This is a genomic window from Cupriavidus sp. SS-3 (assembly GCF_035818815.1).
In the GTDB taxonomy this organism is placed as follows: Bacteria; Pseudomonadota; Gammaproteobacteria; order Burkholderiales; family Burkholderiaceae; genus Cupriavidus; species Cupriavidus taiwanensis_C.
Genome location: NZ_JAYLVT010000005.1, coordinates 131150 through 149358, shown reverse-complemented (window position 1 = coordinate 149358; position 18209 = coordinate 131150). Strand labels below are relative to the sequence as shown.

At 67.0% G+C, this 18209-nt stretch carries 14 protein-coding genes; 13 read left to right on the top strand and 1 reads right to left on the bottom strand.

All coding sequences use genetic code 11. The annotated features are described in order from the left end of the window. Positions 1–73: 73 nt before the first annotated feature. Positions 74–4048 carry a DUF3683 domain-containing protein gene (locus tag U9J39_RS10275; RefSeq protein ID WP_115708111.1) on the top strand — a complete coding sequence of 1325 codons (3975 nt, stop codon included), beginning with the start codon at positions 74–76 and terminating at the stop codon, positions 4046–4048. A gap of 119 nt (positions 4049–4167) precedes the next feature. Here U9J39_RS10275 and U9J39_RS10270 read toward each other — a convergent pair whose 3' ends face one another. Then, entirely contained in the window at positions 4168–5196 is a 1029-nt protein-coding gene (locus U9J39_RS10270) for a fimbrial protein (RefSeq protein WP_326347007.1), read from the bottom strand. Between the two features lie 164 nt (positions 5197–5360). Here U9J39_RS10270 and U9J39_RS10265 point away from each other — a divergent pair, with 164 nt between their 5' ends. The 12 genes from U9J39_RS10265 to aspS all read left to right on the top strand — a co-directional run bounded on the left by U9J39_RS10265 (position 5361) and on the right by aspS (position 18075). Further along, complete coding sequence (locus U9J39_RS10265) at positions 5361–5798, top strand: HIT family protein (protein WP_115708115.1); 438 nt, start codon at positions 5361–5363, stop codon at positions 5796–5798. Between the two features lie 123 nt (positions 5799–5921). Beyond that, positions 5922–7787, top strand: a complete 1866-nt coding sequence (locus tag U9J39_RS10260; protein WP_115708117.1) for an ABC transporter ATP-binding protein/permease — start codon at positions 5922–5924, stop codon at positions 7785–7787. A gap of 88 nt (positions 7788–7875) precedes the next feature. Next, entirely contained in the window at positions 7876–8292 is a 417-nt protein-coding gene (locus tag U9J39_RS10255) for a gamma-butyrobetaine hydroxylase-like domain-containing protein (RefSeq protein WP_115708119.1), read from the top strand. 31 nt (positions 8293–8323) lie between these two features. Further along, a complete protein-coding gene (ubiE, locus tag U9J39_RS10250) occupies positions 8324–9055 on the top strand; it encodes a bifunctional demethylmenaquinone methyltransferase/2-methoxy-6-polyprenyl-1,4-benzoquinol methylase UbiE (protein WP_115679357.1) in 732 nt (243 codons plus the stop codon). A 73-nt stretch (positions 9056–9128) separates the two neighbouring features. Then, complete coding sequence (locus tag U9J39_RS10245; protein WP_326347006.1) at positions 9129–10112, top strand: Tim44 domain-containing protein; 984 nt, start codon at positions 9129–9131, stop codon at positions 10110–10112. Positions 10113–10239: 127 nt separating this feature from the next. Beyond that, positions 10240–10947: a ubiquinone biosynthesis accessory factor UbiJ gene (locus U9J39_RS10240; RefSeq protein ID WP_116312134.1), complete on the top strand. Its 708-nt coding sequence runs from the start codon at positions 10240–10242 to the stop codon at positions 10945–10947. Between the two features lie 67 nt (positions 10948–11014). Beyond that, positions 11015–12592, top strand: a complete 1578-nt coding sequence (gene ubiB, locus U9J39_RS10235) for a ubiquinone biosynthesis regulatory protein kinase UbiB (RefSeq protein WP_116312135.1) — start codon at positions 11015–11017, stop codon at positions 12590–12592. Between the two features lie 36 nt (positions 12593–12628). Then, entirely contained in the window at positions 12629–13249 is a 621-nt protein-coding gene (locus U9J39_RS10230; RefSeq protein ID WP_115708126.1) for a methyltransferase domain-containing protein, read from the top strand. A gap of 287 nt (positions 13250–13536) precedes the next feature. Further along, positions 13537–14973, top strand: coding sequence for a sodium:solute symporter family protein (locus tag U9J39_RS10225; protein WP_115708128.1), 1437 nt, complete (start codon positions 13537–13539; stop codon positions 14971–14973). 165 nt (positions 14974–15138) lie between these two features. Further along, positions 15139–15477: an FmdB family zinc ribbon protein gene (locus U9J39_RS10220; protein WP_115711538.1), complete on the top strand. Its 339-nt coding sequence runs from the start codon at positions 15139–15141 to the stop codon at positions 15475–15477. 13 nt (positions 15478–15490) lie between these two features. Further along, on the top strand, positions 15491–16201 hold the full coding sequence (locus U9J39_RS10215; protein ID WP_115708130.1) for a DUF502 domain-containing protein: 711 nt from the start codon (positions 15491–15493) through the stop codon (positions 16199–16201). 65 nt (positions 16202–16266) lie between these two features. Beyond that, positions 16267–18075: an aspartate--tRNA ligase gene (gene aspS / locus U9J39_RS10210; RefSeq protein WP_115708132.1), complete on the top strand. Its 1809-nt coding sequence runs from the start codon at positions 16267–16269 to the stop codon at positions 18073–18075. The last annotated feature ends 134 nt before the right edge of the window (positions 18076–18209 follow it).

The following is an 18209-nucleotide window of genomic DNA, read 5'->3' as shown; positions in this document are numbered from 1 at the left end:
GGCTTGCAGTACAATCGCCCTTTACTGAACGATTCGCGCACTGTCCCCGTGCGCAGCAGGAAGCGGTCCCCCCATGAACGCCCCACTCGTGCTCGACGCCAAGCTCGCCGCGCAGGACGCCCCGCCGCGCCTGCGTGAAATCCCCTATAACTACACGTCCTTCTCGGACCGCGAGATTGTCATCCGCCTGCTCGGCGAGGAAGCCTGGCGCATCCTGGACGAGCTGCGCAGCGAGCGCCGCACCGGCCGCTCGGCCCGCATGCTGTACGAGGTGCTGGGCGATATCTGGGTGGTGCGCCGCAATCCCTACCTGCAGGACGACCTGCTGGAAAATCCCAAGCGCCGCCAGATGCTGGTCAGCGCGCTGCACCACCGCCTGAACGAGATCGAGAAGCGCCGCGCCGCCGACCGTGCCGAGCACGCCGAGCCCGCCGCCGAGGACCGCTCGCACCGCGTGGAGCAGCTGGTCGCCTTCGCCAAGCAGGCGATCGAGGACTTCAAGAACGAATTCGCCGCCGCCTACGACCTGCGCAAGCGCGCGCAGCGCGTACTGGGCCGCGTCACGCAGAAGGACAACATCAAGTTCGATGGCCTGTCGCGCGTGTCGCACGTGACCGACGCCACCGACTGGCGCGTGGAATACCCGTTCGTGGTGCTGACGCCCGACACCGAGGAAGAGATCGCCGGCCTGGTCAAGGGCTGCTTCGAGCTCGGCCTGACCATCATCCCGCGCGGGGGCGGTACCGGCTACACCGGCGGCGCCGTGCCGCTGACGCCGATGAGCGCGGTGATCAATACCGAGAAGCTGGAGCAGCTGGGTCCGGTCGAGCAGACCGACCTGCCGGGCGTGTCGCACAAGGTCGCGACCATCTTCTCCGGCGCCGGCGTGGTGACGCGCCGCGTGGCCGATGCGGCCGACAAGGCCGGCCTGGTGTTCGCGGTTGACCCGACCTCGATCGACGCCTCGTGCATCGGCGGCAATGTCGCCATGAACGCCGGCGGCAAGAAGGCCGTGCTGTGGGGCACCGCGCTGGACAACCTGGCCTGGTGGCGCATGGTGGACCCGGAGGGCAACTGGCTGGAAATCACCCGGCTGGACCACAACCTGGGCAAGATCCACGACGTGCCGGTGGCCACCTTCGAGCTGAAGTGGTCGGACGGCAACCGCGCCCCGGGCGAGAAGGTGCTGCGCACCGAGACGCTCGCCATCGAGGGCCGCAAGTTCCGCAAGGAAGGCCTGGGCAAGGACGTCACCGACAAGTTCCTGGCCGGCCTGCCCGGCGTGCAGAAGGAAGGCTGCGACGGCATCATCACCAGCGCGCGCTGGATCCTGCACCGCATGCCGAAGTTCATCCGCACCGTGTGCCTGGAGTTCTTCGGCCAGGCGCGCGACGCCATCCCCAGCATCGTCGAGATCAAGGACTTCCTCGATGCCGAGACGCGCAAGCCCGGCGGCGCCATCCTGGCCGGCCTGGAGCACCTGGACGAGCGCTACCTGCGCGCGGTCGGCTACGCCACCAAGAGCAAGCGCAACGCCTTCCCGAAGATGGTGCTGATCGGCGATATCGTCGGCGACGATGAAGACGCCGTGGCGCGCGCCACCTCGGAAGTGATCCGCATGGCCAACGGCAAGAGCGGCGAAGGCTTTATCGCCGTCAGCCCCGAGGCGCGCAAGAAGTTCTGGCTGGACCGTTCGCGCACCGCCGCCATCGCCAAGCACACCAACGCCTTCAAGATCAACGAAGACGTGGTGATTCCGCTGAACCGCATGGGCGAATACACCGACGGCATCGAGCGCATCAATATCGAGCTGTCGATCAAGAGCAAGCTGCAGCTGGTCGACACGCTGGAAGCGTTCTTCGCGCGCGGCAACCTGCCGCTGGGCCGCAGCGACGACGCCAACGAAATCCCCAGCGCCGAGCTGCTGGAAGACCGCGTGCAGCACGCGCTGACGCTGCTGCGCGAGATCCGTGCGCGCTGGCGCTATCTGCAAGGCCATCTGGACACGCCGCTGGCGCAGGCCAAGGCCTCGCTGATCGGGCACGGGCTGGGGCTGCTCGGGCAGGAGTTCGAGGCGCGGCTGCACCAGCAGCCGGACGCCAGCGTGTTCCACCTGCTGCAGGACCGCACCATCCGCGTGTCTTGGAAGAACGAGATCCGTGCCGAGTTGCGCAAGATCTTCAACGGCGGCGAATTCAAGCCGATCCTGGACGAGGCCCAGAAGATCCACAAGCAGGTGCTGCGCGGCCGCGTCTTCGTGGCGCTGCACATGCACGCCGGCGACGGCAACGTCCACACCAACATCCCGGTCAACTCCGACGACTACGACATGCTGCAGGACGCGCACCGCGCGGTGGCCCGCATCATGGACCTGGCGCGATCGCTGGACGGCGTGATCTCGGGCGAGCATGGCATCGGCATCACCAAGCTGGAGTTCCTGACCGAGGAAGAGATCGGCGACTTCCGCGCCTACAAGCAGAAGGTCGACCCGCAGGGCCGCTTCAACAAGGGCAAGCTCTTGCCTGGCGCCGACCTGCGCAATGCCTACACGCCGTCGTTCGGCCTGATGGGGCATGAGTCGCTGATCATGCAGCAGAGCGACATCGGCGCCATTGCCGAAAGCGTCAAGGACTGCCTGCGCTGCGGCAAGTGCAAGCCGGTGTGCGCCACGCACGTGCCGCGCGCCAACCTGCTGTACAGCCCGCGCAACAAGATCCTGGCGACCTCGCTGCTGGTCGAGGCCTTCCTGTATGAAGAGCAGACCCGCCGCGGCATCTCGGTCAAGCACTGGGACGAGTTCTCCGACGTGGCCGACCACTGCACCGTCTGCCACAAGTGCGTGACGCCGTGCCCGGTCAAGATCGACTTCGGCGACGTCTCGATGAACATGCGCAACCTGCTGCGCAAGATGGGGCAGAAGAAGTTCAACCCCGGCACCGCGGCGTCGATGTTCTTCCTCAACGCCACCAACCCCGAGACCATCAACCTGACCCGCAAGGTCATGATCGACTGGGGCTACAAGGCGCAGCGCCTGGGCAACGACGTACTGAAGAAGCTGGCGAAGAAGCAGACCGCGCATCCGCCCGCGACCGTCGGCAAGCCGCCGGTGCGCGAGCAGGTGATCCACTTCATCAACAAGAAGATGCCGGGCAACCTGCCCAAGAAGACCGCGCGCGCGCTGCTCGACATCGAAGACAACGAGATCGTGCCGATCATCCGCGACCCGAAGGCGACCACGCCGGAATCGGAAGCGGTGTTCTACTTCCCGGGCTGCGGCTCGGAGCGGCTGTTCTCGCAGGTCGGGCTGGCGACGCAGGCGATGCTGTGGCACGTCGGCGTGCAGACCGTGCTGCCGCCGGGCTACCTGTGCTGCGGCTATCCGCAGCGCGGCAGCGGCCAGTACGACAAGGCCGAGAAGATCGTCACCGACAACCGCGTGCTGTTCCACCGCGTGGCCAACACGCTGAACTACCTCGACATCAAGACCGTGGTGGTCAGCTGCGGCACCTGCTACGACCAGCTCGCCGGGTATGAATTCGAGAAGATCTTCCCGGGCTGCCGCATCATCGACATCCACGAGTACCTGCTCGAGAAGGGCGTCAAGCTGGAGGGCGTGACCGGTACGCGCTACATGTACCACGATCCCTGCCACACCCCGATCAAGACCATGGACCCGACCAAGCTGGTCAACGACCTGATGGGCGGCAACACGGGTTTGGGCAAGATCGAGAAGAACGAGCGCTGCTGCGGCGAGTCGGGCACGCTGGCGGTGACGCGCCCGGATATCTCGACGCAGGTCCGCTTCCGCAAGGAAGAGGAAATGACCAAGGGTGCCGACAAGCTGCGCGCCGACGGCTTTACCGGCGACGTCAAGATCCTGACCAGCTGCCCGTCGTGCCTGCAGGGACTGTCGCGCTACAAGGAAGATGCGTCGGTGCAGGCGGACTACATCGTGATCGAGATGGCCAAGCACCTGCTGGGTGAAAACTGGCTTCCCGAGTACGTGCAGAAGGCCAATGCCGGCGGCATTGAGAGGGTGCTGGTCTGAGCAAGGGGAGCCAGTCGTCGGCTACGCGAGAACTGGCTCCCGAGTATGCCCCGAAGGCGCGTGCCGGCGGGAGGGTAAGTGTGCCGCTGCGGGGGCTGGTGTACGGCGCTCCTGCGCCGTTATTGATAGCTCATTGTGAACGTCGCGGCGGCATTGGCCGTGCCCGGCGTCACAGTGCCGGTACGGATGTAGCGCGCAGTCAGCGGGACTTGCATGTCGCTGGCGCCGGTCACGGTGCCGACATTGAACTGGTGGAGGTTGCCGGCTACCGCCGACGCGGGCCCGAAACTCATCGGCGTGCCGTTGTAGAGGATTTGGTAGGCCACCCCACCGGCACTCGACCCGCTTGCCAGCGACAGGTTGCTGCCTGTGTTGCCGGGCTGCGTGGCATCGGTGAGGGTCATGGCGATGGCAGTCGGACCGGAGCAGCTGAGCAACAGCCTGAATGCGGTCTGGCCGGCTGTCGAGCCCGTGGCCTGGAAGGCGGAGGCGCTGAGCGGCGGCATGTTGACGGTCAAGGAAGGGGTCTGCACGGTGCAGGCCGGGGCGATGATCTGCGTATTGCCGCTTATCATCAGCTGGGCAACGGTCAGCGAGCCATAGCTGGCTTGCGCCAGCAGGGGGGGCAGCGTAACGGTACCCGGCCTCACCGGACCCGTGACGACCATTTGCATGCGGTAGCGGCTCATCGGGCCGTATGGGGTCCAGGCCTGGTTGGTAATGGCTTGTGATACCGGCGGCGAGGCAAGCGGGGCGCTGTCGATGCTGGGCGTGCCGGACATCCAGTTTGCCCAACCCGCCTTGATGCCGATGCCGGCGACAGTCGTCTGGTATACGTTGCTGTAGCCGGGCACCAGCTGCATCGGGCTCGCATAGCCATACGTGTACTGGAACGTGCCGCTGCACGAAATATTTACCGGGCCGGCCGCAACCCAGTTGCTGTCGTAGAGAACGGTTCCCGTCGGCGTGTCGCGCGGTACACTGATTGTTGCCGGTAGCGAGATGGTTGCAGTGCCGGGATTGCCGCTTGTGACAATGCAGTCGGCGGTCGCCGGGGAAGCAAGGCTCATACTCCAGAGCAGGAGCGCGCAAAGCCTGAGGGCGGCGATCCATCGATTTGCCTGTTTGCGGTGCACGCAGCGGGTCATGACTACTATTTGATTGTTGCCTGGAGGCAATCACTATTCCAGCGGCAAACAAGGGAAACAATAAGCCAAACCTGAAAACGGTATCCTCAGCACGTTTTTTGCATATGCGGAAACGACAGCGAGCCTTGTCGCGTACAGCAAGCATCCATGGATAAAATCACCTCATGAGCGGAGTTCCCGACTGCGCCCTGTGCCGCTCCGACGGCGGCGAACTGGTCTGGATGGGCGACCGCGCCCGCCTGATCCTGGTCGAGCATGACCGTTTTCCCGGCTTCTGCCGCATCGTCTGGAACGACCACGTGGCCGAGTTGAGCGACCTTGACGAGGCCGACCAGGCGTGGCTGATGCGGCTGGTCGCGCGCGCGGAGCGGGTGGTGCGCGAAGTGATGACGCCTGACAAGGTCAACCTGGCCGCTTTCGGCAACATGGTGCCGCACCTGCACTGGCATATCATTCCGCGCTACCGCTGGGACACGCATTTCCCCGAGGCCATCTGGGCGGCGCCGCAGCGCGCCGCGGATACCGCGCGCGTGCAGGAACTGGCCAGCCGGCTGCCGGCGCTGCGCACGGCGCTTTCGCTGCTCCAGGCCGACGACGCCTGAGGGGCGCGCGGAACCCGCGCCCGGCCCCGGCCGTCTGAATGCTGTTGACGCCGTGGCCCGTCGCCACGGTATCCAGAACAACAAGCCCGGCCGGCATCCGCTGGCGGGTCAAGCGCTGTCCCTATGTCCTCCACTCCGACCTCAGTCACCGTACCGGGCCCGGCCGTCCCTGCCAAGGCCCTCAAGATCCAGAGCCGGCTGCGCATGGCAGCGACCTGGGCGCTGATCAAGCCCTACTGGAAATCCGAAGACCGCGTGGCTGGCCTTGGCCTGCTTACCCTGGTGATCGCCCTGAACCTGGGCATCGTCTATATCAACGTGCTGCTCAACGAATGGAACCGCGTGTTCTACAACGCGCTGGAGCAGCGCGACTATGCCTCGTTCAAGGTGCTGCTGCTGCGCTTCTCATGGATCGCGGCGTTCTTCATCGTCGCGGCGATTTCGCGCCAGTACTACACCATGATGCTGCAGATGCGCTGGCGTACCTGGATGACCGGCCGCTTCATGGGGCACTGGCTCGGGCACCAGGCCTACTACCGCATCGAACAGACCCACGCCACCGACAACCCCGACCAGCGGATTGCCGATGACCTGCGCCTGTTTACCGACGGCGCGCTGTCGCTGTCGCTGGGGCTGCTCAACTCGGTGGTGACGCTGCTGTCCTTCGTCGGCATCCTGTGGACCGTGTCCGGGCCGATCAGCTTCGCGCTGGGCGGCACCGAATGGACCATCCCCGGCTATATGGTGTGGTTCGCGGCCGGCTATGCGGTGATCGGCTCGCTGGTGGCGCACGTGGTCGGCCGCCCGCTGATCGGCCTGAACTTCCAGCAGGAGCAATACGAAGCAGACTTCCGCTTCACGCTGGTGCGCCTGCGCGAGAACAGCGAGCCGGTGGCGCTGTACCGCGGCGAGCCGACCGAGCAGGCCGGCCTGCGCGCGCGCTTCGACCGCATCCGCGCCAACTGGAACCAGCTGATGCGCTATACGCGGCGGCTGACTTTCGTCAGTTCCGGCTATGCGCAGTTCGCCATCATCTTCCCGATCCTGGTCGCGGCGCCGCGCTACTTCGCCGGCAAGATGACGCTGGGCGGGCTGATGCAGACCAGTTCCGCGTTCGGCCAGGTGCAGGGCGCGCTGTCGTGGTTCGTCGACAGCTATGCCACGCTGGTGGGCTGGAAGGCGGCGGCCAACCGCCTGATCGACTTCCACGAAGCCATCCGCGTGGCCGAGCGGCAGGATGCGTCGCAGGATGGCAGCCGTGATATCGAGGTGGCTTACCACGGCAAGCCGCAGGAGGGCATCGCCATCGACAGCCTGGCGCTGGCCTTGCCGGTGCGCGCAGCGCGCGGCGCGGCGGTGGGCCAGCGGCCGCTGGTGGCGCCGTTCTCGCTGGCGGTGGCGCCGGGCGAGCGCTGGCTGGTCAGCGGCCCATCAGGCTGCGGCAAGAGCGTGCTGTTCCGCGCGCTCGCCGGGATCTGGCCGTACGGCAGCGGCACGGTGACCATGCCGGAAGGGGCGCGCCGGCTGTTCCTGCCGCAGCGCAGCTACCTGCCGATCGGCACGCTGGCCGATGCGCTGGCCTACCCGGACGCGGGCACCGAGCACAGCAAGGAAGTCCTGCAGGCGGCCCTGCGCCAGACCCGCCTGGCCGCGCTGGCGGACCAGCTCGACGTGTTCGACAACTGGTCGCTGCGGCTGTCGCCGGGCGAGCAGCAGCGCCTGGCCTTTGCGCGCGCGCTGCTGCAGAAGCCCGACTACCTGTTCCTCGACGAAGCCACCAGCGCGCTGGACGAGGATACCGAGCGCGCCATGTACCAGCTGATGGTGGAGCAGTTGCCGCAAACGGCGATCGTCAGCATTGCGCACCGCAGCACCGTGGCGGCGTTCCACCAGCGCAGGCTGCGCTACGTGCCGCAGGACGCGGAAGCGGCCCGGGCTGCGCAAGCCGGCGAGCCTGGGGTAAGCTATCGGGTCGTATGCGAAGCGTGATGCGGGGCTGCCGCGGCAGCCGGCGCGGCCACGGCGGCATCATGCGGCAATCACCCTCACCGGCGCCCCTCAGCGGGCCGCGATCACCATGGCAGGCCTGGAAAAAGACACCCCCCATCCCACCGCGCTGACGGTGCACACGCAATCGCGCGTGCTCGAGATCGGCTTCGACAATGGCCGCAGCTTCCGGCTGCCGTTCGAGCTGCTGCGCGTGTATTCGCCCTCCGCCGAAGTCCAGGGCCATGGCCCTGGACAGGAGGTGCTGCAGACCGGCAAGCGCGAGGTCGGCGTCGACGCGGTCGAGCCGGTCGGCAACTACGCCATCCAGATCCGCTTTTCCGACGGCCACGACACCGGCATCTATTCGTGGGACCTGCTGTACCGCCTGGGCGACAACCAGGACGCGTTGTGGCAGGACTACCTGCAGCGCCTGGAAGCCGCCGGCGCGAACCGCGACACCCCGATGCCCGCCGCAGGTGGCGGGCACGCCTGCGGCCATCACTGAGCCGCCCCCGACAATCCTGGAGTCTTGAAAGATGAGTGAAACCCACTTCGGGTTCGAAAAGGTCGACGAAACGGAAAAGGCCGGCAAGGTTGCCGGCGTGTTCCATTCGGTGGCCAGCAAGTACGACGTGATGAACGACCTGATGTCGGGCGGCATGCACCGGCTGTGGAAGATGTTCACCATCGCGCAGGCCGGGGTGCGCCCGGGTCACAAGGTGCTGGACATTGCCGGCGGCACCGGCGACCTGGCCAAGGCGTTCGCGAAGCAGGCCGGCCCGACCGGACAGGTGTGGCTGACCGACATCAACGAGTCGATGCTGCGCGTGGGCCGCGACCGGCTGCTCAACAAGGGCATCGTCACGCCGGTGGCGCTGTGCGACGCGGAAAAAATCCCGTTCCCCGACAACTACTTCGACCTGGTCACGGTCGCCTTCGGCCTGCGCAACATGACGCACAAGGAAGCCGCGCTGGCGGAGATGCGCCGCGTGGTCAAGCCGGGCGGCAAGGTCATGGTGCTGGAGTTCTCCAAGGTGTGGAAACCGCTGGAGAAGGCCTACGACGTCTATTCTTTCCAGGTGCTGCCGTGGCTGGGCCAGCGCGTGGCAGGGGATGCCCCCAGCTATCGCTATCTCGCGGAATCGATCAGAATGCATCCAGACCAGGTTTCGCTTGTACGCTTAATGGAACATGCAGGCCTGGAGAATGTCGAATACTTCAATCTGACGGCCGGAGTGGTGGCGCTCCACGTCGGGCGCAAGTATTGAGAACACTTGAAAGAACACTTGAAATCGCCATGCTCGCCCGTATATGGGTGAAACTGACAGGGGATAACAGCATATGTCGTCAATTCGTGGAAAATTCCTGGTGGGGTCGCTGGTCACGGCGCTGGCCGTCGGCATGGCGTTCGACGCCGAGGCCAAGCGCATGGGCGGCTCGCGCAGCATTGGCAAGCAGTCCGAGTCGGTGACCCAGCGCCAGCAGACCCAGCCCACCTCGCCCACGCAACAGGCGCAGCAACCCGCACAGCAGGCGGCACCGGCCACCGCCGGCGCAGCCGGCGCGGCCGCGGCCGCGGCGCCCAAGCGCAACTGGGGCGGCATCCTCGGCGGCATCGCCGCCGGCCTGGGCATCGGCTGGCTGCTGTCGCACTTCGGCCTGGGCGGCGCGGCGCTGACCTTCCTGTCCAACCTGATCCTGATCGCGCTGGTGGCCTTTGCCGCGATCTGGCTGATCCGCAAGTTCCGTGGCAGCAAGCGCACGGCTCAGCCGGCCTATGCCGGTGCCGGCGGCGCGCCGAACCTCGGCCGCGACGCCGAGCCGATGTTCCGCGGCGAGCCGACGCCGCTTTCGTCGGGCAACATGTCGGGCAACGTGTCGGGCAGCCCGGTCCTGCCGGCATCGGCAGCGCCGGTCGCAGCGGGGGCCGTGGCGCAGCAGCCGTGGGGCGTGCCGGCCGACTTCGACGCCGAATCCTTCCTGCGCAATGCCAAGGTCCATTTCGTGCGCCTGCAGGCCGCCTGGGATGCCGGCAACCTGGACGATATCCGCGAGTTCACCACGCCGGAGATGTTCGCCGAGATCAAGATGGACCTGGCCGAGCGCGGCGCCGAGGTCAACAAGACCGATGTGGTCACGCTCGAAGCCCAGCTGCTCGGCATCGAGTCGTCGCCGGCCCAGCACCTGGCCAGCGTGCGTTTCTCGGGCATGATCCGCGAGAAGGCGGGCGAGGCGGCGCAGCCGTTCGGCGAGGTCTGGAACCTGGCCAAGCCGGTCTCCGGCAGCGGTGGCTGGCTGCTGGCCGGGATCCAGCAAGAGTCCTGATGCCGCACCCCGCGGCGGTGATGCGCCGGGGGGAGTAGCTTAGAATGGAGGCCCACGCGAAAGCGTGGGCCTTTTTGTTTGCGACGCCGGTCCCGCGCGTCGCCGCCTGCCCGCCAACCGCGCTGTCATGAATACTCTGCCTTCCGCCCTGGCCACGCCTGCCGTCGCGGCACTGAATCACCTGCTCGAGCAGGAGCCGTGGGCCCGCAACCAGCTGGCGCCGTTTGCCGGACGCGTGATCCGTTTCGATGCCGCCGCCTTCGAGCTGTCGCTGAAGGTGACCGAACACGGCTGCACGGAGCTGGCACCCGCGGCCGAGGCGCCCGCGGTGACGCTGCGCGTGCCGGTGCAGCAGTGGCCGTTGGTTGCCGCAGACGTGGCCGAAGGTGGCCAGGCCGCCGCCATGCGCCATGTGCGCATCGAGGGCGACGCCGAGCTGGCCAATACGGTGTCGACGCTGGCGCGCAACCTGCGCTGGGATGCCGCCGAGGACCTGTCGCGCGCGCTGCGCGGCATCCTCGGCGGGCCGGTCAGCGACAGCGTGGCGCAGCGCGTGGTCGATGGCGCGCGCCAGGTCCATGAGCAGGCCACGCGCGTGGGCCGGGCGCTGCTGGACAACGTCACCGACTACCTGCTAGACGAACAGCCGACCCTGGTACGCCACGCCGCGCTGGATGACTTTGGCGCCGGCGTGGGCCAGGTGCGCGACCGCCTGGCGCGGCTGGAGAAGCGGCTGGAGCGCCTGGAGCGCGGCGGCACGCCGCCAGCGCCGGGCTCCTCCGGCCCGTCCGGCGCGTCCGGCCCGTCCGGCAAGCTGCCGTCGCCGCACCGCTGAGGCGGCCAAGCCGCGCTTCCCCCCGATCATCCACTGACTGCCTGCCCGGCCCCGTGAAGACTCCCGAATGACCCGCCTCCTGCGCCTTGGCAAGATCCTTTTCGTCATCCTCTACTACGGCCTGGACGAGCTGGTGCTCTCCGGCTTCAGCAGCCGCAGGATCCGTTTCCTGGTGCGGGTCATCACCATCGGCCGCAAGCTCGACATGCCCCGCGGCGTGCGGCTGCGGCTGGCGCTGACGCGGCTGGGCCCGATCTTCGTCAAGTTCGGCCAGGTGCTGTCGACCCGGCGCGACCTGATGCCGCCGGATATTGCCGACGAACTGGCCAAGCTGCAGGACCAGGTGCCGCCGTTCGATTCGGCGGTGGCGGTCAGGATCATCGAGCGCTCGCTGGGGCGGCCGCTGGACCAGCTGTTCGAGACCTTCGAGCACCAGCCGGTGGCCAGCGCCTCGATCGCGCAGGTGCACTTCGCCACGCTCAAGGGCGGCCCCTGCCATGGGCGCGAGGTCGCGGTGAAGGTGCTGCGCCCGGGCATGCTGCCGGTGATCGACAGCGACCTGGCGCTGATGCGCGACATGGCCACCTGGCTGGAGCGCTTCTGGGCCGACGGCAAGCGCCTGAAGCCGCGCGAGGTGGTGGCCGAGTTCGACAAATACCTGCACGACGAGCTCGACCTGATGATCGAGGCGGCCAATGCCAGCCAGCTGCGCCGCAACTTTGCCGACACCAACCTGCTGCTGGTGCCCGAGGTGTTCTGGGACTGGTGCAGCAGCACGGTGTTCGTGATGGAGCGCATGCACGGCATCCCGATCTCGCGCACCGAGTCGCTCAAGGCCGCCGGCGTCGACATGCACCAGCTCGCGGAGGAGGGCGTCGAGATCTTCTTCACCCAGGTATTCCGCGACGGCTTTTTCCATGCCGACATGCACCCGGGCAACATCCTGGTGTCGGTGCAGCCCGAGACCTTCGGCCGCTATATCGCGCTGGACTTCGGCATCGTCGGCGCGCTGTCGGAATTCGACAAGAACTACCTGGCGCAGAACTTCATCGCCTTCTTCCGCCGCGACTATCACCGCGTGGCGCTGCTGCACGTGGAATCGGGCTGGGTCCCGCCCGAGACCCGCGTGGAAGAACTGGAAAGCGCGGTGCGCGCCTGCTGCGAGCCGTACTTCGACAAGCCGCTTAAGGAAATCTCGCTGGGCATGGTGCTGATGCGGCTGTTCCAGACTTCGCGCCGCTTCAACGTCGAGATCCAGCCGCAGCTGGTGCTGCTGCAGAAGACCCTGCTCAATATCGAAGGGCTGGGCCGCCAGCTCGATCCGGACCTGGACCTGTGGAAGACCGCCAAGCCGTTCCTGGAGCGCTGGATGCACGAGCAGGTGGGCTGGCAGGGCGCCTGGGAGCGGATCAAGGTTGAGGCGCCGCTGTGGGCCAAGATGCTGCCCGACTTCCCGCGCCTGGCGCACCAGTTCCTGGAGCGGCGGGCGCTCACCACCAACGGCGAGCAGGACAAGCTGCTGGCGATGCTGGTGGTGGAGCAGCGCCGCACCAACCGGCTGCTCGGCACCGCGGTGCTGCTGGTGGGCGGCTTTGTCGCCGGCATCGTACTCACGCACGTGCTGGGCTGGGCCGGCTACTGGTAGGCGCAGGCCAATACCACAAAGGACGGAGACAGACCCATGGGCGATACCACCAGGCCGGTGCCCGGCTTTACCACGCGCAACGCCGGCGACCCGGCGTTCTGGGACGAGCGCTTCAAGGAAGGCTTCACGCCCTGGGACCTGGGCGGCGTGCCGGAAGAATTCCGCCGCTTTGTCGAAGGCCGCCAGCCGTGTCCCACGCTGGTGCCCGGTTGCGGCAACGGCTGGGAGGCGGCGTGGCTGTTCGAGCGCGGCTGGCCGGTGACGGCGATCGACTTTTCTGCGCAGGCGGTGGCGTCGGCGCGGCGCGCGCTCGGGCCGGCCGGGGCGGTGGTGCAGCAGGGCGACTTCTTTGCCTTCACGCCGCAGCCGCGGTGCGAGCTCATCTACGAGCGCGCCTTCCTGTGCGCGCTGCCGCCGGCGCTGCGCGCGGCCTATGGCACCCGCGTGGCCGAGCTGCTGCCGCCGGGCGGGCTGCTGGCTGGCTACTTCTACCTGGGCGAGAACCGCGGCGGACCGCCGTTCGCGATGCCGGAGACGGAGCTCGATGCGCTGCTCGGGCCGGCCTTCGAGCGCATCGAGGACCGGCCCTCGGCCGCGCCGCTGCCGGTGTTCCAGGGGCAGGAGCGCTGGCAGATATGGCGCCGGCGCGGCGGCTGAACCCGCCGGGCATCCGGCTTGTGGCGCAGGCGGTGCCCCGCGTGGCGCATTCGCGCCAGCGGGGAATTTTTTTCGCCCGCGCCGGTCTGCGTCGCTATAATCCGCGTTTTGATTCGGCTACGACCGCGGGCCCCGCCGCGTTGCCCGCCTCGCCGGGACAGCGCCAGGCACCCCGATATGCGGCCCCGACCGATGAATTGGACTCCGGGCCACCGTGCGCGACCCGCGCCCTGCCGCCCGGCATTCGGTTTTTCGCCACAAGGGCACCTTCTGCATAGGGCAGCGGCATGCTGATCTGGTTTGTCATCATCTACTGGGTAATCTCGGTCGGCATCGGCCTGTGGGCGGCGCTGCGCGTGCGCAACACCACCGATTTCGCCGTCGCCGGGCGCAGCCTGCCGTTCCATATCGTCACCGCCACCGTCTTCGCCACCTGGTTCGGCTCGGAGACGGTGCTGGGCATCCCTGCCGTGTTCCTGAAGGAAGGCCTGTCGGGTGTGGTGTCCGACCCGTTCGGCTCGTCGCTGTGCCTGATCCTGGTGGGCCTGTTCTTCGCCCGGCCGCTGTACCGGATGAACCTGCTGACCATCGGCGACTACTACCACAACCGCTACGGGCGGCTGGCCGAGGTGCTGACCACGCTGTGCATCGTGGTCTCGTACCTGGGCTGGGTGGCGGCGCAGATCAAGGCGCTGGGGCTGGTGTTCTATACCGTGTCGGACGGCGCGCTGTCGCAGGAGGCCGGCATGATGATCGGCGCTGGCAGCGTGCTGGTCTATACGCTGTTCGGCGGCATGTGGTCGGTGGCGATCACCGACTTCATCCAGATGATCATCATCGTGATCGGCATGATGTATATCGGCTACGAGGTCAGCGGCCAGGCCGGCGGCGTCACGGCGGTGGTGTCGCACGCGGCCGCGGCGGGCAAGTTCGAGTTCCTGCCGGCACTGGATTTCGTGCAGATCATCGGCTTCGCCGCGGCGCTGTTCACCATGATGCTGGGGTCGATCCCGCAGCAGGACGTGTTCCAGCGCGTGACCTCGTCGCGCACCGAGCAGATCGCCGGCCGCGCCTCGGTGCTGGGCGGCGTGCTGTATTTCTGCTTTGCCTTTATCCCGATGTTCCTGGCGTATTCGGCCACGCTGATCGACCCGGGCATGGTTGCCAAGTACATCGACACCGACTCGCAGCTGATCCTGCCGCAGCTGATCCTGCAGCACGCGCCGATGTTCGCCCAGGTGATGTTCTTCGGCGCGTTGCTGTCGGCGATCAAGAGCTGCGCCTCGGCGACGCTGCTGGCGCCGTCAGTGACCTTTGCCGAGAACATCCTGCGCCCGTATTTCCGCCATCTCGACGACAAGCAGTTCCTGCGCGTGATGCAGACCGTGGTGCTGGTGTTCACCACGCTGGTGACGCTGTTCGCGCTGAACTCGCACCTGTCGATCTTCCATATGGTCGAAAATGCCTACAAGGTCACGCTGGTGTCGTCGTTCGTGCCGCTGGCCTTCGGCATGTTCTGGAAGCACGCCACCCGCCAGGGCGGGCTGGCGGCGATCCTGCTGGGCCTGTCATCCTGGCTGACCTGCGAGGTTGCCTTTGCCGATGCCGTGGTGCCGCCGCAGATGGTGGGACTGCTGTTCTCGGTCAGCGGCATGGTGATCGGCTCGCTGCTGCCGCAGTGGATTGCAGATCACGCGCCGGTCAAGGAAGTCCATATCGCCTGACGGCGCGGGGTCGCCCACCCCCTTATTTCCGCCGATCAGGCGGCCCCGGAACGGTTTATAATTCAAGGCTTTGCATCGCCGCGCGGGATATTCCCGCGGCCGCCCCGGCTGGCGGCGATGTCCGCCCTGGTACCGATTCCCAAGTTTTTCTCGCGAAATAACACCATGCCGATCTATGCCTACCGTTGCGACGCCTGCGGCCACGGGCGCGATGTGCTGCAGAAAATGAGCGATGCCCCGCTGACGGACTGCCCGTCCTGCGGCGCCGCCGGCGCGTTCAAGAAGCAGCTGACCGCTGCCGGCTTCCAGCTCAAGGGCTCCGGCTGGTATGTGACCGACTTCCGCGGCGGCAGCGGCGGCGCCAGCGCGCCCGCGGCCACCGGCGGCACTGCAGCGGCTGCGGCGAGCGCGCCGGCGGCGGCCGAATCGTCGTCGAGCGGCACGGCTGCAGCGAGCGCGGCGCCGGCTGCCGGCGGTTGCGGCAGCGCCTGCGCCTGCCACTGAGCCGGACCCGCCCGTGGTAGCCAAGAAGACTTCCGCTCTCAAGACCTGGTTCCTGACCGGGCTGCTGGTGCTGGTGCCGCTGGGCATCACGCTGTGGGTGCTGAGCCTGATCATCGGCACGATGGACCAGAGCCTGGCGCTGCTGCCGGAAGCCTGGCGGCCGGACCGGCTGATGTTCGGCAAGCGCGTGACCGGCCTGGGCGCGATCCTGACGCTGCTGTTCATCCTGCTGGTCGGGCTGCTCGCGCATAACTTCATCGGCCAGCGCCTGGTGCGCTGGTGGGAAGCGCTGCTGGGCCATATCCCGGTGGTCGGGCCGATCTACACCAGCGTCAAGCAGGTGTCCGACACGCTGCTGTCGTCGTCGGGCAATGCCTTCCGCAAGGCGCTGCTGGTGCAGTACCCGCGCGAGGGCTCGTGGACCATCGCCTTTCTGACCGGGCGCCCCGGCGGCGACGTGCAGAACCACCTGCAGGGCGAGTACGTCAGCGTCTACGTGCCGACCACCCCCAATCCGACCTCGGGCTTCTTCCTGATGATGCCCAAGGCCGACACCATCGAACTCGACATGACCGTCGACGCCGCGCTCAAGTACATCGTCTCGATGGGCGTGGTGGCACCGGCGGAATTGCCGCGCAAGAACGGCAGCGCGCCCCGGCCGGTATCCACGAGTCCGGCCGGCAGGTCCAGCAGCGAGGAACCGGTCCAGACCACCGATCCTTGAGCCTCCAAACTGATCACGGGCTGGCCGATGCTGTCGGGCAGCCGCGTTTTACCGGGAATCTCCTTATGTCCTCCATGCGTACTCACTACTGCGGTCTGGTGACCGAACAATTCTCGGGCCAGGAAGTGGCCCTGACCGGCTGGGTCCAGCGCCGCCGCGACCATGGCGGCGTGATCTTCATCGACCTGCGCGACCGCGAGGGCCTGGTGCAGGTGGTGTGCGACCCGGATCGCCCCGAGATGTTCAAGGCCGCGGAAGAGATCCGCAACGAGTTCTGCATCCGCGTCACCGGCAAGGTGCGCCCGCGTCCGGCCGGCACCGAGAACGCCAACCTGACCTCGGGCAAGATCGAGGTGCTGTGCCATGAGCTGACCGTGCTGAACCCGTCGGTCACGCCCCCGTTCCAGCTCGACGACGACAACCTGTCCGAAACCACGCGCCTGACGCACCGCGTGCTGGACCTGCGCCGCCCGCAGATGCAGTACAACCTGCGCCTGCGCTACAAGGTGGCGATGGAAGTGCGCAAGTACCTGGACGCGCAGGGCTTCATCGACATCGAGACCCCGATGCTGGGCAAGAGCACGCCCGAAGGCGCGCGCGACTACCTGGTGCCGTCGCGCGTGAACCCGGGCCACTTCTTCGCGCTGCCGCAGTCGCCGCAGATCTTCAAGCAGATGCTGATGGTGTCGGGCTTCGACCGCTACTACCAGATCACCAAGTGCTTCCGCGACGAGGACCTGCGCGCCGACCGCCAGCCGGAATTCACGCAGATCGACTGCGAGACCTCGTTCCTGACCGAGCAGGAAATCCGCGACCTGTTCGAGGACATGATGCGCACGGTGTTCAAGAACGCCATCGACGTCGACCTCGACGCGAAATTCCCGGTGATGGAGTTCCGCGAGGCGATGGCCCGCTTCGGCTCGGACAAGCCTGACCTGCGCGTCAAGCTGGAATTCACCGAGCTGACCGAGGTGATGAAGGACGTCGACTTCAAGGTGTTCTCGGGCCCGGCCAACAGCGACAACGGCCGCGTGGTCGGCCTGCGCGTGCCGGGCGGCGGCGCCATCTCGCGCGGCGAGATCGATGCCTACACCCAGTTCGTCGGCATCTACGGCGCCAAGGGCCTGGCCTGGATCAAGGTCAACGAAGTGGCCAAGGGCCGCGACGGCCTGCAGTCGCCGATCGTCAAGAACCTGCACGACGCCGCCATTGCCGAGATCCTGAAGCGCACCGGCGCGCAGGACGGCGACATCATCTTCTTCGGCGCCGACAAGGCCAAGGTGGTCAATGACTCGATCGGCGCGCTGCGCCTGAAGATCGGCCACTCGGACTTCGGCAAGGCCAATGGCCTGTTCGAGGACGCCTGGAAGCCGCTGTGGGTGGTGGACTTCCCGATGTTCGAGTACGACGAGGAAGACGCGCGCTGGGTCGCGATGCACCACCCGTTCACCAGCCCCAAGGACGAGCACCTGGAATACCTCGAGACCGATCCGGGCAAGTGCGTGGCCAAGGCCTACGACATGGTGCTGAACGGCTGGGAAATGGGCGGCGGCTCGGTCCGTATCTATCGCTCGGACATCCAGAGCAAGGTGTTCCGCGCGCTCAAGATCAACGACGAGGAAGCGCGCGCCAAGTTCGGCTACCTGCTCGACGCGCTGCAGTACGGCGCGCCCCCGCACGGCGGCCTGGCCTTCGGCCTGGATCGCATCGTCACGATGATGGCCGGTGCCGACTCGATCCGCGACGTGATCGCCTTCCCCAAGACCCAGCGTGCCCAGGACCTGCTGACGCAGGCACCGAGCTCGGTCGACGAGAAGCAGCTGCGCGAGCTGCATATCCGCCTGCGCACCGCCGAACCGAAGCCCAACGCCTGACCGGTTCCCGATCGCATGATCTGCAAGAAAAGCCGCGCGATTGCGCGGCTTTTTTGCTTTTTGCGCAACATCGGCACCCGGCGCATTGGTTTCGATTTGTTACCGGTCGGAACGAAGCCGGCGGCGGGCCGGTC

Bases quoted from the DNA above. Each gene is read 5' to 3' on its own strand.
- U9J39_RS10265 (WP_115708115.1), top strand. From the start codon at position 5,361: ATGAGCGGAGTTCCCGACTGCGCCCTGTGCCGCTCCGACGGCGGCGAA.
- U9J39_RS10245 (WP_326347006.1), top strand. From the start codon at position 9,129: ATGTCGTCAATTCGTGGAAAATTCCTGGTGGGGTCGCTGGTCACGGCG.
- ubiE (WP_115679357.1), top strand. From the start codon at position 8,324: ATGAGTGAAACCCACTTCGGGTTCGAAAAGGTCGACGAAACGGAAAAG.
- U9J39_RS10220 (WP_115711538.1), top strand. From the start codon at position 15,139: ATGCCGATCTATGCCTACCGTTGCGACGCCTGCGGCCACGGGCGCGAT.
- U9J39_RS10260 (WP_115708117.1), top strand. From the start codon at position 5,922: ATGTCCTCCACTCCGACCTCAGTCACCGTACCGGGCCCGGCCGTCCCT.
- U9J39_RS10240 (WP_116312134.1), top strand. From the start codon at position 10,240: ATGAATACTCTGCCTTCCGCCCTGGCCACGCCTGCCGTCGCGGCACTG.
- U9J39_RS10255 (WP_115708119.1), top strand. From the start codon at position 7,876: ATGGCAGGCCTGGAAAAAGACACCCCCCATCCCACCGCGCTGACGGTG.
- U9J39_RS10230 (WP_115708126.1), top strand. From the start codon at position 12,629: ATGGGCGATACCACCAGGCCGGTGCCCGGCTTTACCACGCGCAACGCC.
- U9J39_RS10225 (WP_115708128.1), top strand. From the start codon at position 13,537: ATGCTGATCTGGTTTGTCATCATCTACTGGGTAATCTCGGTCGGCATC.
- U9J39_RS10275 (WP_115708111.1), top strand. From the start codon at position 74: ATGAACGCCCCACTCGTGCTCGACGCCAAGCTCGCCGCGCAGGACGCC.
- aspS (WP_115708132.1), top strand. From the start codon at position 16,267: ATGTCCTCCATGCGTACTCACTACTGCGGTCTGGTGACCGAACAATTC.
- U9J39_RS10270 (WP_326347007.1), bottom strand. From the start codon at position 5,196: ATGACCCGCTGCGTGCACCGCAAACAGGCAAATCGATGGATCGCCGCC.
- ubiB (WP_116312135.1), top strand. From the start codon at position 11,015: ATGACCCGCCTCCTGCGCCTTGGCAAGATCCTTTTCGTCATCCTCTAC.